This is a genomic window from Salmonirosea aquatica (assembly GCF_009296315.1).
Lineage (GTDB): Bacteria > Bacteroidota > Bacteroidia > Cytophagales > Spirosomataceae > Salmonirosea > Salmonirosea aquatica.
The window spans coordinates 1,846,951-1,859,988 of the sequence record NZ_WHLY01000002.1; the positions used below are offsets into that span (position 1 = coordinate 1,846,951).

15 protein-coding genes are annotated in these 13,038 nt (G+C 50.1%); 5 read left to right on the forward strand and 10 right to left on the reverse strand.

The annotated features are described in order from the left end of the window. Both GBK04_RS08785 and GBK04_RS08790 read right to left on the reverse strand, forming a co-directional pair. Positions 1-612: an aminotransferase class IV family protein gene (locus tag GBK04_RS08785; RefSeq protein WP_152758716.1), complete on the reverse strand. Its 612-nt coding sequence runs from the start codon at positions 610-612 to the stop codon at positions 1-3. Continuing rightward, on the reverse strand, positions 554-1,606 hold the full coding sequence (locus tag GBK04_RS08790; protein WP_373330841.1) for an aminodeoxychorismate synthase component I: 1,053 nt from the start codon (positions 1,604-1,606) through the stop codon (positions 554-556). The genes GBK04_RS08785 and GBK04_RS08790 overlap by 59 nt, the downstream gene beginning before the upstream one ends. 110 nt (positions 1,607-1,716) lie before the next feature. On the opposite strand from GBK04_RS08790, the gene GBK04_RS08795 reads away from it, so the two are divergent. Next, positions 1,717-2,724, forward strand: a complete 1,008-nt coding sequence (locus GBK04_RS08795; RefSeq protein ID WP_152758718.1) for a YpdA family putative bacillithiol disulfide reductase — start codon at positions 1,717-1,719, stop codon at positions 2,722-2,724. 65 nt (positions 2,725-2,789) lie between these two features. Here the strand turns inward: GBK04_RS08795 and GBK04_RS08800 are convergent, their stop codons facing one another. The 4 genes from GBK04_RS08800 to dnaG all read right to left on the reverse strand — a co-directional run bounded on the left by GBK04_RS08800 (position 2,790) and on the right by dnaG (position 6,474). Further along, on the reverse strand, positions 2,790-2,993 hold the full coding sequence (locus GBK04_RS08800; protein WP_152758720.1) for a type II toxin-antitoxin system HicA family toxin: 204 nt from the start codon (positions 2,991-2,993) through the stop codon (positions 2,790-2,792). Positions 2,994-3,007: 14 nt separating this feature from the next. After that, a complete protein-coding gene (locus GBK04_RS08805; RefSeq protein ID WP_152758722.1) occupies positions 3,008-3,274 on the reverse strand; it encodes a type II toxin-antitoxin system HicB family antitoxin in 267 nt (88 codons plus the stop codon). A gap of 57 nt (positions 3,275-3,331) precedes the next feature. Then, positions 3,332-4,432 carry a WD40/YVTN/BNR-like repeat-containing protein gene (locus tag GBK04_RS08810; protein WP_152758724.1) on the reverse strand — a complete coding sequence of 367 codons (1,101 nt, stop codon included), beginning with the start codon at positions 4,430-4,432 and terminating at the stop codon, positions 3,332-3,334. 62 nt (positions 4,433-4,494) lie between these two features. Beyond that, a complete protein-coding gene (gene dnaG / locus GBK04_RS08815; RefSeq protein WP_152758725.1) occupies positions 4,495-6,474 on the reverse strand; it encodes a DNA primase in 1,980 nt (659 codons plus the stop codon). 196 nt (positions 6,475-6,670) lie between these two features. Between dnaG and GBK04_RS08820 the strand changes: the two genes are divergently transcribed. Next, positions 6,671-7,138, forward strand: a complete 468-nt coding sequence (locus tag GBK04_RS08820; RefSeq protein ID WP_152758727.1) for a DinB family protein — start codon at positions 6,671-6,673, stop codon at positions 7,136-7,138. 72 nt (positions 7,139-7,210) lie between these two features. Here the strand turns inward: GBK04_RS08820 and GBK04_RS08825 are convergent, their stop codons facing one another. The 4 genes from GBK04_RS08825 to GBK04_RS08840 form a co-directional block, all read right to left on the reverse strand. Continuing rightward, complete coding sequence (locus tag GBK04_RS08825) at positions 7,211-8,086, reverse strand: FKBP-type peptidyl-prolyl cis-trans isomerase (protein ID WP_152758729.1); 876 nt, start codon at positions 8,084-8,086, stop codon at positions 7,211-7,213. Positions 8,087-8,279: 193 nt separating this feature from the next. Beyond that, entirely contained in the window at positions 8,280-8,933 is a 654-nt protein-coding gene (gene nth / locus GBK04_RS08830; protein WP_152758731.1) for an endonuclease III, read from the reverse strand. A gap of 138 nt (positions 8,934-9,071) precedes the next feature. Then, positions 9,072-9,320 carry a hypothetical protein gene (locus GBK04_RS08835; RefSeq protein ID WP_152758733.1) on the reverse strand — a complete coding sequence of 83 codons (249 nt, stop codon included), beginning with the start codon at positions 9,318-9,320 and terminating at the stop codon, positions 9,072-9,074. Beyond that, positions 9,295-9,894 carry an RNA polymerase sigma factor gene (locus tag GBK04_RS08840; protein ID WP_152758735.1) on the reverse strand — a complete coding sequence of 200 codons (600 nt, stop codon included), beginning with the start codon at positions 9,892-9,894 and terminating at the stop codon, positions 9,295-9,297. The genes GBK04_RS08835 and GBK04_RS08840 overlap by 26 nt, the downstream gene beginning before the upstream one ends. A 394-nt stretch (positions 9,895-10,288) precedes the next feature. Between GBK04_RS08840 and GBK04_RS08845 the strand changes: the two genes are divergently transcribed. The 3 genes from GBK04_RS08845 to kaiC all read left to right on the forward strand — a co-directional run bounded on the left by GBK04_RS08845 (position 10,289) and on the right by kaiC (position 13,015). Further along, on the forward strand, positions 10,289-10,594 hold the full coding sequence (locus GBK04_RS08845) for a (2Fe-2S) ferredoxin domain-containing protein (RefSeq protein WP_152758737.1): 306 nt from the start codon (positions 10,289-10,291) through the stop codon (positions 10,592-10,594). Positions 10,595-10,791: 197 nt separating this feature from the next. Then, complete coding sequence (locus GBK04_RS08850) at positions 10,792-11,196, forward strand: response regulator (protein WP_152758739.1); 405 nt, start codon at positions 10,792-10,794, stop codon at positions 11,194-11,196. A gap of 115 nt (positions 11,197-11,311) precedes the next feature. Continuing rightward, complete coding sequence (kaiC, locus tag GBK04_RS08855; RefSeq protein WP_152758740.1) at positions 11,312-13,015, forward strand: circadian clock protein KaiC; 1,704 nt, start codon at positions 11,312-11,314, stop codon at positions 13,013-13,015. Positions 13,016-13,038 lie beyond the last annotated feature (23 nt).

The window sequence follows — 13,038 nt, forward strand, 5'->3', positions numbered from 1 at the left end:
CTACCTGATCGTTTTCTCTACTGCTAACTGCGCTCCTTCTTCCCAACTTACCATCGCATTAAACAACTTCACTTCGCTGTACCGAGATAGATCATCTACCCTGATTTCCCTCGGAATAAGTACCCTTTCATCCAGCAAACGGGCTCGCTGCGTACCAGGAAGGAGGGGTACCTTGGGTGTGTACCAGGACGAGCCATCGAACAAAGCGACGTTGGCGTAGGAGGTGTCGGTGATCAGGCCATTTTTGACAATCAGTACATCGTCGCAGTCGCCGCGTTGGGCGTGGAGCTGATTCAGGTGGTCACGGTTTTTGTATTTATAGGCGTACTCGATGGTATTATCCTCCACCAATTGCAAGCGGCTGATTGAACGCGGCAAATACCTTTCCCATTCAATGTTTACGATATCCGGTCCGTAGGTTACGCGGCATTTGTGTTTTCCTGCATCCACTGTATCTGGGATTTCGAGAATATCGCGCAAATTCAGTGGCTCGGCGATACCGTACAATTCCCGCCGGGTGCGGTTGAGGCGCGCCTGGTGGTAGGGCATTAAATCACTGAACTGGCGCTGCTGCACGCAAATCGTCTCGAAGCACGGGGTAGGTAGGTTCATGTGCGAAGGGTAGGTACACTTTATCGATCATTTCCTGGTATTCGGTTTCGGTCCGGCTGCGGGCGGTGATGCCGCCGCCACTTTTAAAGACAAGCCCGTCGCGTTGCTGCTCGATGTATCGAATCATAACCGCACTTTCAAAAACCTCACCATCGAAAGCGCCCATGACGCCCGTATAGTAGCCGCGTTCGTAGCCTTCGGCTTCCCGGATTATTTTCAGCGTAGCAGGTTTGGGCGCGCCGCTGATGGAACCGGCCGGCAGGAGTTTTAGCAGTAAATCACCGTAAGCGCCGGCAAAATCGTCGGGCAATAGTCCCGCAATTTCTGAGCTGACTTGTAATAGGGTACCCTGATTGGTGGCAATGCGATCGAGGTACCTGTAGCGCTCCACCCACACTTTATCGGCAACGCGGCTCAGGTCGTTCCGAATCAGATCCACAATGGTGGCGTGCTCAGCGGCTTCCTTAGCATCGACCAGAATGATGCGCTCCGCCTGGGGTACCTCCGCCGAAATGGTACCCTTCATCGGAAAAGATGCAATACGGTTTTTCTGAATCCGGACAAAAATCTCGGGCGAAAAACACACGAACCGATCCCGCAGCCAAAAACGGTACGGCGCGCGGCTATGTTGGTAAATTTCGGAAAGCGAGAGGTTGGTTTCGATGGGGGTAGGTGCCGACAGGTTGACCAAAAAGGAATTGCCCCGTTGAATGTTCTTCACTACCTGCTCAAAGCGTGAGCGATATTGGTCCAGCGATATGGGATTTTTGTGAAAATAATAAGGGGGTACCTCTGATGAAGAAACGAGGGGTGCCTCATTAGTAATGCCATTCAGGTCGAAGCGAAGTTCCGCCGGGTCGGCTTCATTCAGCCGCCAAGCGCGGGGCTCTTTTCCCAAAAAATCGATCAGAAACACAAACGGGGTACCCTTGCGCCCCCAGTCGTTGAGACACTTTACAAACAGATCGTTTGGATGTAATATAGAATCAGACAAGGTACCCGGTCGGTTTACAAGATGCTGTTTAAACAGCCCGGTTTCGCGCAAAGTTCAGAAACCATTCGACCGCACCGGGTGTTGGGTAGGTGTATTTTTAGAAAAAATTCATGCACCTACACGACGTAATTATCATCGGTGGCGGGCCCTGCGGCCTGGCGATGGGAATAGAAGCTGCCAAAAGCGGACTGGATCATCTGATTCTGGAAAAAGGCAGCGTCACCGAGTCCATCCGGCGCTATCCGAAACGGATGCGTTTTTTCTCCACCGCCGAGAATATCGAAATCGGTGGTATCCCCTTCCCTATTTCGGGCGTGAAGGCCAACCGCGACGAGGCCCTGCAGTACTATCGCAAGGTGGCCGGCTACTATCACCTCAATTTTAAATTGTTTGTAGAAGTAGATCGAGCAGAGAAACAGGACGATGGTACTTTTTTCGTGTACACGACCACCGGCGAAACTTTTCACGCCAAAAACGTCGTACTGGCCACAGGCTATTTCGACATACCCCGGCTGCTGAATATTCCGGGTGAAGACCTGCCGCACGTGTCGCATTATTATGATGAGCCTTTCCGGTATTCTTACACGAATGTGGTGATTGTGGGCGGCTCCAATTCGGCCGTCGAGGCGGCTTTGGAACTCTACCGCCACGATGTGAATATTACGATTGTCCACAAAGAAGAGGACTTCCGCCGGACGGTCAAGTACTGGTTGGTACCCGATGTGAAAAACCGGGTAAAAGAAGGCAAGATCAATACCCGTTTCAACAGCATCGCCAAAGCCATCGAAGCCGATCGGATTTTAATCGAAAACACCGTGACGGGTGAGCAGGAGTGGCTACCCGCCAATTTTGTTTTTCTGCTGGTAGGGTACATTCCCGACGAACACCTGCTGCACCGCTGCGGCGTGGAACTCGACCCGGCAAGCAAGGTACCTGTGTACGACCGCGAAACCTTCGAAACCAACGTGCCCGGCCTGTACTTATGCGGTACCGTAATGGCGGGCGTATTTACCGAAAAAGTATTTATCGAAAATGGCCGCGACCACGCCGCCGCCATCGCCGACCACCTCTCAGGCCGCGAAGTACGGGTGGTGAAGGAGTTGATTGAACGGATTTAGTTTTGGCGTTGGAAGCCAATGCGTTTATAGTAAGAGAATTTGTGATTATTCACAACCCCATAGGACTATAATTCATTCGAATTTGTATCTGTTTTTTTGAGAATGGCCTTAAAAAGGCCACTCGGAATATCTTTATTGCCATGTACCGGAATTGGCATTGTTTGCTTCCTTTCGGGATGGTACAAGATATGGTGACTACCGCTAATCCTCTTTACTATCCACCCTTTTGATTCCATGACCCTAATCAAGTTTTTGGGAGATTGATTCATTATACGTCAGGAGGTCAGGAGGTAGCAAAGTCAGAAGCTGAGCGAGAGAATAATGAAGCAGGTACGTTAATAGAGTATTCAACGACATTGTTATCATCAGGAATTGGTAAGCCTTCTTCTTCCATGACAAGTAAAACCCCCTCTAATGCCTCTCGAATGTTTTGCATCGCTTCTTCCATAGTAGAGCCATAAGAAACACAGTGTCTCAGCGTAGGAATCTCAGCGACATAGGTTCCATCTTCATCTTTATTGATAACAACCCTGTAAGTTCGATCAGCCATATTTGTAAAATTTTGTGTTAAAGCAAGATTCCAATATAAAAAAAAACGCTTAGCCTTCTATCGCTTCTTCCGCTTTTTAGGGAATTTCTCCAATTTCCCGATTAATCCCTTGCCACCTACGGCGTAGCCGGTGGGCCCGGCGAAGCTGGTAGCGTGGAAGGGTTCTTTGCCAAGCAGCGACCAGCTTTTGCCAAAATCCGTGGAGTAGCCGCTGCCGGAGGCCCCCACGGCCACGAGCCGGTAGCGATGCCGAGTAGGGCGCTGCCCGCCGGCATATTTCACAAACTGCGAATGATACAACCCCACAGCTTCTTTCAGGCCGGGAGGTACCATACTGTCAGTAAGTTGCCAGGTTGCGCCGCCGTCGCGGGTTAGCAGCACGTTGGCCGATTTTTTATCTACATCCTTATAATCGCCTCCCACGGCAACACCATGCTTGTTGGACCAGAACTGCAAACCAAATATTCCACTCGTCGGACCAGCCGGCAAGGAAGTTTCCGAAGCCTGCCAGGTACGTCCGTTATCCTCGGAGCGCAGTACCCGAGCCATCGGAGCCCCGCCCGTTCCGATGAAGGCTTGATGGTTCCCAACCGTAAGCAACGAACTATTACTGGCCGCAAAGGCCGCTTCCTTTTCCTGAGCTACGGGACGGTTTTCCAACGGAAGCTCCTGCCAGGTACGGCCACCGTCGTCGGTGGTTAGGATAAAAAAATGCCCCTCAATCGGGTCACCGAAACTGATGCCTTCCTTATTGTTCCAGAAAGAAATACCGTCCAGAAAAACGCCTTTCTGCGTTGTCTGATAAACTAACTGCCAAGAGTCGCCACCATCTTCGGTGCGATAGATACGCGCCTTGCCCTCCTCGGCTACGCCCGCGCTCATGGCTACGGCCGTTTCGCGGTCGAAGCCGTAGATACCCCGAAAATCCAACGAATCGGCTTGGGGTACCTTCATGATATCCCATACCTCGCCGCCATCGGTGGTGCGCAGGACGGTACCGCCGCTGCCCCCGATCCAGCACACGTTGGGCTGGGGCGCGTGTACGGCCCGGAAATTGGCCTGAGTGTCGAGTTTCAGGACTTTCCACTGGGCAAAAGTTGCGTGCGTAATGCACAGTAAGCCGCAAAGTATCCAACCTGAGTGAATTGATAAGCGCATGGTTGTTTCAGAGAATTGAGAGTAAGGTACCTTGTTCTGTCGCTTGCTTTATTTTTGCTTTGCTACGACACCACCGTACCGAGCAGTTGGGCAATTTCTTTTTCAATTTTCTTGTGGACCATGAACCGCATCAACAGGCTATCCGTTTCGTCCGGGTCATTTGTTTTTTGCAAGCCTTCGTTTATTTCTTTCATAATCACCTCGTTATAACCCTTTTTCAGGCGAAGGATATTGGAGAAAGCCAGCTCGTGTAGTTTGTCAAGTTCGGTAGGGACGATGATCTCGTACTTTTCTTTCCACTGGTCGCTCAACTGGTAGCGCGACGTCACCAGATCGATCGTCTCGCTTTTGATGTCTGGATCAGGATGATTGAGAAAGTAGTCCGTATCAGGAACTTCGCCCCGGTTGAACGCTTCCCGAAAAACTGTCAACAAATGCTGGTACATAGGATGATGAAACTCGATGCCCGACAGTTCGCTGAGCATGTAATGGCAGAGCGATATGTTGGGTTCCAGTTCGATCCGCCCAAAATTCACCAGCAGGCGGATACACTCTTGCTCGTGAAGCGTCACAGGGTCGCGTTGCGCCAGTTGATCAGGAGTGGCGAAGGGTGAAGGAGCAGCGTCCGGCTCCGAACCCACAAACAAGTCGTGAGGACTTGCCGGCGGGGGCGATGAGGTACCCCTATGTTCCTGCGCTTTGGCCTGATCGGCTTTCTCTTTGCGCAGAATTTTGTTTCCTTCCGTAATGAGCATTTGCTCGTCCACACGCATCATTTCGGCAGTGCGGCGGAAGAAAATCTGCCGCTTGATCGCGTCGGGAATTTTGACAATACTTCCCACCACATCCGTAATCACGGCGGCTTTACGGAACGGGTCATCGCCCGCGTCTTCGAGCAGCGTCTGGGTTTTGAAGGTAATGAAGTCCCGCGCCGCCGACTGCAAATGCTTTTTAAATGCCTCCGCCCCTACCCGCTGTACGTAGCTGTCGGGATCTTCGCCGTTGGGAAATGTCACGATGCTTACATTCAGACCCTCTTCCAGCACCAGGTCGAGGCCGCGCAGGGCCGCTTTGATCCCCGCCGGGTCACCATCGTACAAAATCGTGACGTTGGGTGTAAAGCGGCCGATGAGCCGAATCTGCTCCACCGTCAGGGAGGTACCTGAGGAAGCCACCACGTTCTCGATGCCCGCCTGATGCAGCGAGACCACGTCGGTGTAGCCTTCCACCAGGTAGCATACGTCCAGTTGGCGGATGGTATTCTTGGCCTGGTAGATCCCGTAAAGGACATCACTCTTATGGTAGACATCGGTTTCGGGTGAGTTGAGGTACTTAGGTTGATGCCCCTTAGCGTTCGGATCTGTTTTAAGAATCCGGGCGCCGAAAGCAATCACCTTACCCGCTACGTTATGAATAGGAAATATGACCCTACCCCGGAACCGGTCGTAGCCACCCGAGTTGCTACCCTCACGGCGGATGAGTAGCCCGGCCTTTTCCAGCAGATCTGCATTATAGCCCTTGGCGATGGCCGCCTGCGTGAGAGCGTCCCATACGTCGGGGCTATAGCCCAGCTCGAATTTTTTGCGGATGGTATCGTTGAAGCCCCGTTCTTTGAGGTAGCTCAGGCCGATGGCTTGGCCTTCTTCGGTAGCATTCAGTTGTTCCTGAAAGAAGTTCTTGGCAAAATTGAGGATAATGTACAGGCTTTCGCGCTCGTTCTGACGCTGCTCCTGCTCGTCGGTCAGCTTTTCTTCCTGTACCTCGATACTGTACTTTTGCGCCAAGTGGCGCAGGGCTTCGCCGTAGCCGATGCCGTCAATATCCATGACGAATTTCACAGCGTCACCCGCGGCCCCGCAACCGAAGCACTTGAAGATCTGCCGGGCAGGGTTGACGTTGAAGGAGGGCGTTTTTTCGTTGTGGAACGGGCAGCAGGCCGTGTAGTTGGAGCCGCGCTTTTTGAGCGACACGTAGTCGCCCACCACCTCTACAATGTCAGCGGCCTGTTTGATCCGGTCAACCGTTTCGGGATTGATGCGCATAGGGTACCTTGATTCTTTTCTGCTTTTACAAAGTTAGAAGGCTCCCCGGATTTTTTGCCCTCGACTGCCGTACTCTGCCGGAAAGTAAGATAGATTTTTATTGTAGCTTTTCCGTTAATCGGTCTCTTTTGATTTAATTCGAAGAAAACATCCCATTATCTTTGTTGCCTATAGCTACCAAACCCTACCTACATCAATGAAGCAGGAAATAAAAAATATCAAGACAGTCAGGCTGTCCATCCTTGACCAAGTCAAAAACCTTTCCAATGAGCAGTTGAATGAAATTCCGGCGGGCTTCAACAACAACATCATCTGGAACCTGGCGCATCTGGTTTCGGCGCAGCAGGGGTTATGTTATCTGCGGTCAGGGTTGGAAATCACGATCGACGACAGGTACTTCTCGCCCTACCGGCCAGGGACCAAGCCCGAAAAAGTAGTAGAACCCGCCGAGGTTGAAACCATAAAACAATTAATGATTTCAACCACTGCCCAACTGGAAGCCGATTATGCGGCGCAGGTGTTTTCTAACTATTCGTCCTTCACGACACGCTACGGCGTCGAGCTGACCACCATCGAAGAAGCCATCCGCTTTGTGCTGTTCCATGAGGGTTTTCACTTTGGCTATATTCTGGCGCTGAAAAGAATTCTGACGACTTCTGTGTAAGGATTGGACAACAAAAAGCCCCCGGCCTGCCGGGGGCTTTTTGTTGTAATGAATAGTTGATTCAGGAAAAAACTATTGCGTCACTTCTACCTCAAACGCCAGGGGAGCATAGGGAAGCACCACATAAGCACCTGTCTGTTGGTTTTTTGCACCTGCCGCTCCGTAACCTAGCGAAGAGGGAAAAATCAGAATGGCCTTTTCGCCTTTGTGCAGGCGACGTACCCCTTCATCAAACCCTTTTACCGCGGCTCCCGTGCCGGTCACGAACTGGAAGGTACCACTATCGAACTGGGTACCCGCCAGGTTTTTACCTACGTAGGTCACGCTTACGCTTTTACCTTTACCCAGCGTATCGCCCGCCACGGTATTCTGCCGGACAATGGTAATACCACTCGGCGTGGTTTCAGACACGAAGTAATCTTTATTTTTTATATAATCGGCAATCTGTCGGGCCTCCGTCCGCACATCGGCCAGTTGCATCTCTACGCGAATGGGTGAGTAAGCCGGGACTTTCTGGTAGCCAACGTTACCGAAAGCCAGATAAAAAGGCAGCAATACAGTCATTTTTTCACCCGTACGCATCAGGCTAATACCCCGTTCCATGCCTGGAAGCAGATAATTCACTCCCAAAGGGAACTTCAGCGGCTTTTTAGCTACAGTCTCGGTGCTGTCAATCAGGGTACCATCCAGGGTGTACATCTGGTAATACACCGAAACCTCGTCGCCCAGGTTGGGCTTCACCCCCTGTGGGTTAGTCTCTTTTTTGACGAAATAAAGCCCCGATGTATCACGGGTTGCCGACAAATTGTTGGCAGTGAGGTAGTTTTGAATGCTTTCTTCATTCTTAGTCAATTGGTCCTCATCGGTATTGTCTAACTTATCCTGGCATGCTGCTATTCCCAACACCGCCATCATCATCAAACAATACCCACTTATTTTACGCTTCATACTTACAGTTTAATTGTTACTACTATACATTTCAATTTGTTCCCTCGGTCGGCACTTCAATTGACCCCTACGCGGAAAGTGTTAAAAATAACGCAGGGAATCAGGAAAAATTCTTTCGTCGGGAATTTCACCTTTCCTTAGTGAGCCTGTCCGGCGCAGAAAGGTTGGAAAATGGGTAAAAAAAAGCCAGCTCTCAGATTTTCTGCTGCTGGAGCTTTTCAAAATATTTGCAAAGATGCGTCAGTTGACATTCGTGACACTTGGGGCTACGAGCCACGCACACGTACCGTCCGTGCAGGATAAGCCAGTGGTGGGATTTGGGAACGAGCGCTTTGGGAATATACGCCATGAGGCATTTTTCCACCGCCAGGGGCGTGGTAGCCGTCATCGGCGCCAGCCCGATACGGTGCGACACGCGAAACACGTGCGTGTCCACCGCTAGGGTAGGTTGGTTGAATATCACGGAGGCAATCACGTTAGCCGTTTTACGACCTACCCCCGGCAGGCGTTGCAGGGCGTCCACCTGCGGTGGTACCTCGGAGTTGAACTCCTCCACCAGCATTCGCCCCGTACCTACCAGATGCTTGCTTTTGTTGTTAGGATATGAAACCGACCGGATGTAGGTGAAAACTTCCTCGGCGGTGGAGGCCGCCAGAGTAGCCGGATCGGGAAAGCGCTCAAACAGGGCTGGTGTCACCATATTGACGCGCTTGTCGGTACACTGCGCCGACAAAATCACCGAAATCAGCAGTTCGTAGGGATTACGGTAATGGAGTTCGGTTTCCGGTTCGGGAAAATGGGTACTGAAGTATTCGATCAAAAGCCGGAATCGTTCTTTTTTTAGCATAGGTAGTGTTCTGAAGCAAGAGAGTTGGGTCGTGGTTTGCAAGCCTGTGACCTCTAATACAAAAAACGGCTAGTGGTCTCTTCTCAAAAATGGAAGAGACCACTAGCCTTCACAAAAAAAGCCAACCGGCTAGGATGCCTATACGGGCAAATCGGCCGGTTGGTTCATGGGGTACTGTCGTGAATAAAGAAGGATATTTTCGGTGGCCCGGCTGGAGGGCGTCCGAACGATGCGATCCATTTGGGCCTGTAATTCCAGGGAATCCAGATAGAAAGCCAGCATGTCGAAATCGGAGGCTAATGCCTCAACGATGTCATCATTTTCTTGAGGGGATGTTTCGGCATAAAGATACCGGACTACATCATCGTAGGTAAACGTTTTTGTCATATTGCGGAGTACGTTGGCTGAATTGCTTGCGCAAATTAATCAACGCGTAACGCATTCTCCCCAGTGCCGTATTGATACTCACACCTGTGGCATCGGCAATTTCCTGAAAACTCATGTCCTCATAGTGGCGCATGATCAGAACTTGCCTTTGTACGTCCGGCAACCGTTGGATCATCTCCCGCAGCTGCTCATGAGTTTCTTGGCGGATTTGGATGGATTCAACCGAATCCTCCGAGAAGTCCAGTGTATTGAACACGTTACTTCCATCCTCAAACACTACATTGGGGTAGCGTTTATCGCGTCTAAAATAATCAATAGCGAGGTTGTGAGCGATTCGGATAATCCATGGCAAAAATTTACCCTCCTCATTATACCGACCGGACTTAATCGTGTCCACCGCTTTGATGAAGGTATCCTGCATCAAATCTTCGGCAACGTATTGGTCCTTGACAATTAAATAAATAGTGGTATATATTCTGGACTTGTGGCGTTGAACCAGCTTCTCAAAGGCTTTTTCGTCTCCACGGATGTACAGCGATACCAGCTCACTGTCGCTAACCTGAACTTTGTGCATTGTATTTATTCGATTTAGTTAACGTAGAGCCGTGTATCTATATTGTACCTCCTTTCTGTTTTGGGTGAGTGCCTAGAAGCTTTCGCATTCTGCTGGATTTCAAATGTGGATCAAAGTAATACGTTTAACAACTATTTTACAAACGTTTCTTCCGCTTTTTTTAAATTTCACCTAGCGTTAACGCCTGTTAACAAATTATTTACGCGCAGGAGAGCAAAAAGGTTGCGTAATTTATATTTTTTTTTAAACATAAGGCCATTTTGAGAAAAAATAGCACTTAACAGATAATGCCGGGACTATTCAAACCCGGTCCCATAAAAATTAGTTCATGAATTTAACAGCAGTTTTCGTTCCAAAGTGATAGTTTTACCATTCCATTTTCAAAAAATACCCAATGAAGTATCAGAAACACGTTTTTATCTGCACCAATCAGAAAGAAGCTCCCAAAAAATGTTGCGGCGAAGCCCACGGCATGGAGCTGGTGGAGGCTTTCAAACAGAGCATGAAAGATCGGAACCTGGTTCCCACCATGCGCGCTCAACGTACGGGCTGCCTCGACATGTGCGCCAAAGGCCCCGCTGTAGTGGTGTACCCTGAGGGCGTTTTCTATGGCAATGTGCAGCTTTCGGATGTCGAAGAGATCGTGGAAAGTCATCTGGTCAATAATCAGCCCGTCGAACGGCTTCGGCTGGAGGTTTAACGGGTGTACTTAGCTCCGTCTAAGTAGTGTACCGACCGGTTTTTTATGAATACACCTGAAACTTTTCAGTTTGCCTTTGTATTTTTACCCCGTTTGGTTTTATCAGCTTTCGGACGGACTTTACTTTACTCACTGAACACTTCCTATCAGAGATTGCTCCCGAAACCACGATTGACTTCTAATGTGCAGTTTCCTACATGAATAGCGTAAAGACCCTTTATCTGGTAGATGATGATCAGGACGATCGGTTCTTTATTCGGCAGGCTATTCGGGATGCAGGGGCACAGGTGGAAATTATTGAGGCCGAAGATGGACTCGAACTGCTTGGTTTGATTCGTCAGCAGGAAAACATTGAGGCGGCATTGATCTTGCTGGACATGAATATGCCCAAAATGAACGGCCTTGAAACCATTTCTGCCCTCCGTTCTGACCCCCGGATGGCCACCACCCCCATCGTGATGATTTCCACCTCTTCCAGTCCTTCTCTCATCGAAACCGCCTATCAGGCAGGTGTCGACAATTTTGTCACAAAACCCAGTTCTTTCGAAGGGTTCAACCATCTGGGTCACCAGTTGACCACCAGCTACCTTTCTCAAAGCTAGGTGGTGAGAAGATCTTACCCTAAACTTTTTGAAAGGCTCGGGGTTCTTTAGTAAGTACCCTATCTTGTTGAAACATAAAATCCAAACATCCTGTTTTTAGACACTCCGTTTGCTAATGGATCGTAAAACACCCAAATCACCCCTACCCACTTTACCAAAGGCTCCCTCGGGCATAAAAGGGCTGGATGAAATTACCGAAGGCGGACTCCCCAAGGGACGCCCTACCTTGATATGCGGAGCAGCGGGCTCGGGCAAAACCATTTTCTCCATGGAATTCCTGGTGCATGGTGCTTTGGAGTTCAATGAGCCGGGCGTGTTCATGGCTTTTGAGGAACATACCGAAGAACTCACGGTCAATGTAGCCTCGCTGGGATTCGATCTCGAACAATTACAAAAAGATAAGTTGATTCGGCTCGACCATGTGCATATTGACCGGAGCGAAATTGAAGAAACCGGCGAATATGACCTCAATGGCCTATTTATTCGTCTGGGCTATGCCATTGACAGCATTGGAGCCAAGCGCGTGGTACTAGATACCATCGAGAGCCTTTTTTCTGGGCTCAACAACCAGGCTATTTTGCGGGCCGAACTACGACGGCTCTTCGAGTGGCTGAAAGAAAAAGGCGTAACTACTGTCATAACCGGTGAAAAGGGGGATGGTACCCTGACCCGGCAAGGGCTAGAGGAGTATGTTTCTGACTGCGTAATCCTGCTCGACCATCGGATCAACAATAAGATTTCGACCCGTATTCTGAGGATCATCAAGTACCGGGGTTCGGTGCATGGTACCAATGAGTACCCTTTCCTGATCGACAAGGAAGGCTTTTCGGTGCTGCCTGTGACCTCGCTCATGCTTTCTCATGAGGTATCGAGCCAGCGCATCTCGTCGGGCATTACAGCCCTCGACCAGATGCTGGGCGGAGAAGGTTTTTTTCGGGGCGGTAGCGTACTGGTTTCGGGAACTGCGGGAACCGGTAAAACCAGTATCGCGGGTAGTTTTGCCGACCAAACCTGCCGTGACGGTGGACGGTGCATGTACTTTGCCTTTGAGGAGTCGCCCCAGCAGATCATCCGGAACATGAGCTCCATCGGCATGAACCTGCAAAGCCACATTGACAAGGGAATACTCGAATTCCAGGCTGCCCGGCCTACGTTTCATGGACTGGAACTACACCTGCTATCCATCGTAAAGGAGGTGACCCGCTTCAAACCCAGTGTGGTAATCCTTGATCCTATCACCAATCTGGTGACGGTGGGTTCGGTCAGCGAAGTCAAGAGCCTGCTGATTCGGTTGATCGATTTTTTGCAGAATACCAATATAACTGTAATGTTTACCGCGCTTTCCCTCACCGATACTGCCACTGAACAAACCGATGAGAGCATATCCTCGCTCGTAGACGCCTGGCTGTTGGTGCGTGACATTGAGTCCAATGGCGAACGAAACCGGGGCTTGTACGTAATGAAATCGCGTGGGATGAAGCACTCCAACCAGATACGCGAGTTCGTGATTTCGGATAGTGGCCTAAGCCTGGTGGATGTATTCATTGGCCCCGAGGGAGTACTTACGGGGTCATCTCGGGAGGCACAACAATTGCTGGAGAAAACAGGAGTTGTGCTATGGGATAACGCCGTGTCACGGAAGGATCGGGAAATCGAGCGGAAACGCATGGTACTGGAAGCAAAAATCGCTACCATGAAGGAAGAGTTTGAGTCGGTAAGAGAGGAACTCAATAAAACTTATATCGAGGAAGAACTCAAAAAAGATGTAATGGAAAAAAATCGAAAAGAGATTGCCCGTAACCGTGACAGCCGGAAGTAGGTACCCTTAGCCACTGATTATCA

Coding starts and splice junctions, on each gene's coding strand:
- GBK04_RS08785 (WP_152758716.1), bottom strand. CDS start 612: ATGAACCTACCTACCCCGTGCTTCGAGACGATTTGCGTGCAGCAGCGC.
- GBK04_RS08795 (WP_152758718.1), top strand. CDS start 1,717: ATGCACCTACACGACGTAATTATCATCGGTGGCGGGCCCTGCGGCCTG.
- GBK04_RS08800 (WP_152758720.1), bottom strand. CDS start 2,993: ATGAATCAATCTCCCAAAAACTTGATTAGGGTCATGGAATCAAAAGGG.
- GBK04_RS08805 (WP_152758722.1), bottom strand. CDS start 3,274: ATGGCTGATCGAACTTACAGGGTTGTTATCAATAAAGATGAAGATGGA.
- GBK04_RS08810 (WP_152758724.1), bottom strand. CDS start 4,432: ATGCGCTTATCAATTCACTCAGGTTGGATACTTTGCGGCTTACTGTGC.
- dnaG (WP_152758725.1), bottom strand. CDS start 6,474: ATGCGCATCAATCCCGAAACGGTTGACCGGATCAAACAGGCCGCTGAC.
- GBK04_RS08820 (WP_152758727.1), top strand. CDS start 6,671: ATGAAGCAGGAAATAAAAAATATCAAGACAGTCAGGCTGTCCATCCTT.
- GBK04_RS08825 (WP_152758729.1), bottom strand. CDS start 8,086: ATGAAGCGTAAAATAAGTGGGTATTGTTTGATGATGATGGCGGTGTTG.
- nth (WP_152758731.1), bottom strand. CDS start 8,933: ATGCTAAAAAAAGAACGATTCCGGCTTTTGATCGAATACTTCAGTACC.
- GBK04_RS08835 (WP_152758733.1), bottom strand. CDS start 9,320: ATGACAAAAACGTTTACCTACGATGATGTAGTCCGGTATCTTTATGCC.
- GBK04_RS08840 (WP_152758735.1), bottom strand. CDS start 9,894: ATGCACAAAGTTCAGGTTAGCGACAGTGAGCTGGTATCGCTGTACATC.
- GBK04_RS08845 (WP_152758737.1), top strand. CDS start 10,289: ATGAAGTATCAGAAACACGTTTTTATCTGCACCAATCAGAAAGAAGCT.
- GBK04_RS08850 (WP_152758739.1), top strand. CDS start 10,792: ATGAATAGCGTAAAGACCCTTTATCTGGTAGATGATGATCAGGACGAT.
- kaiC (WP_152758740.1), top strand. CDS start 11,312: ATGGATCGTAAAACACCCAAATCACCCCTACCCACTTTACCAAAGGCT.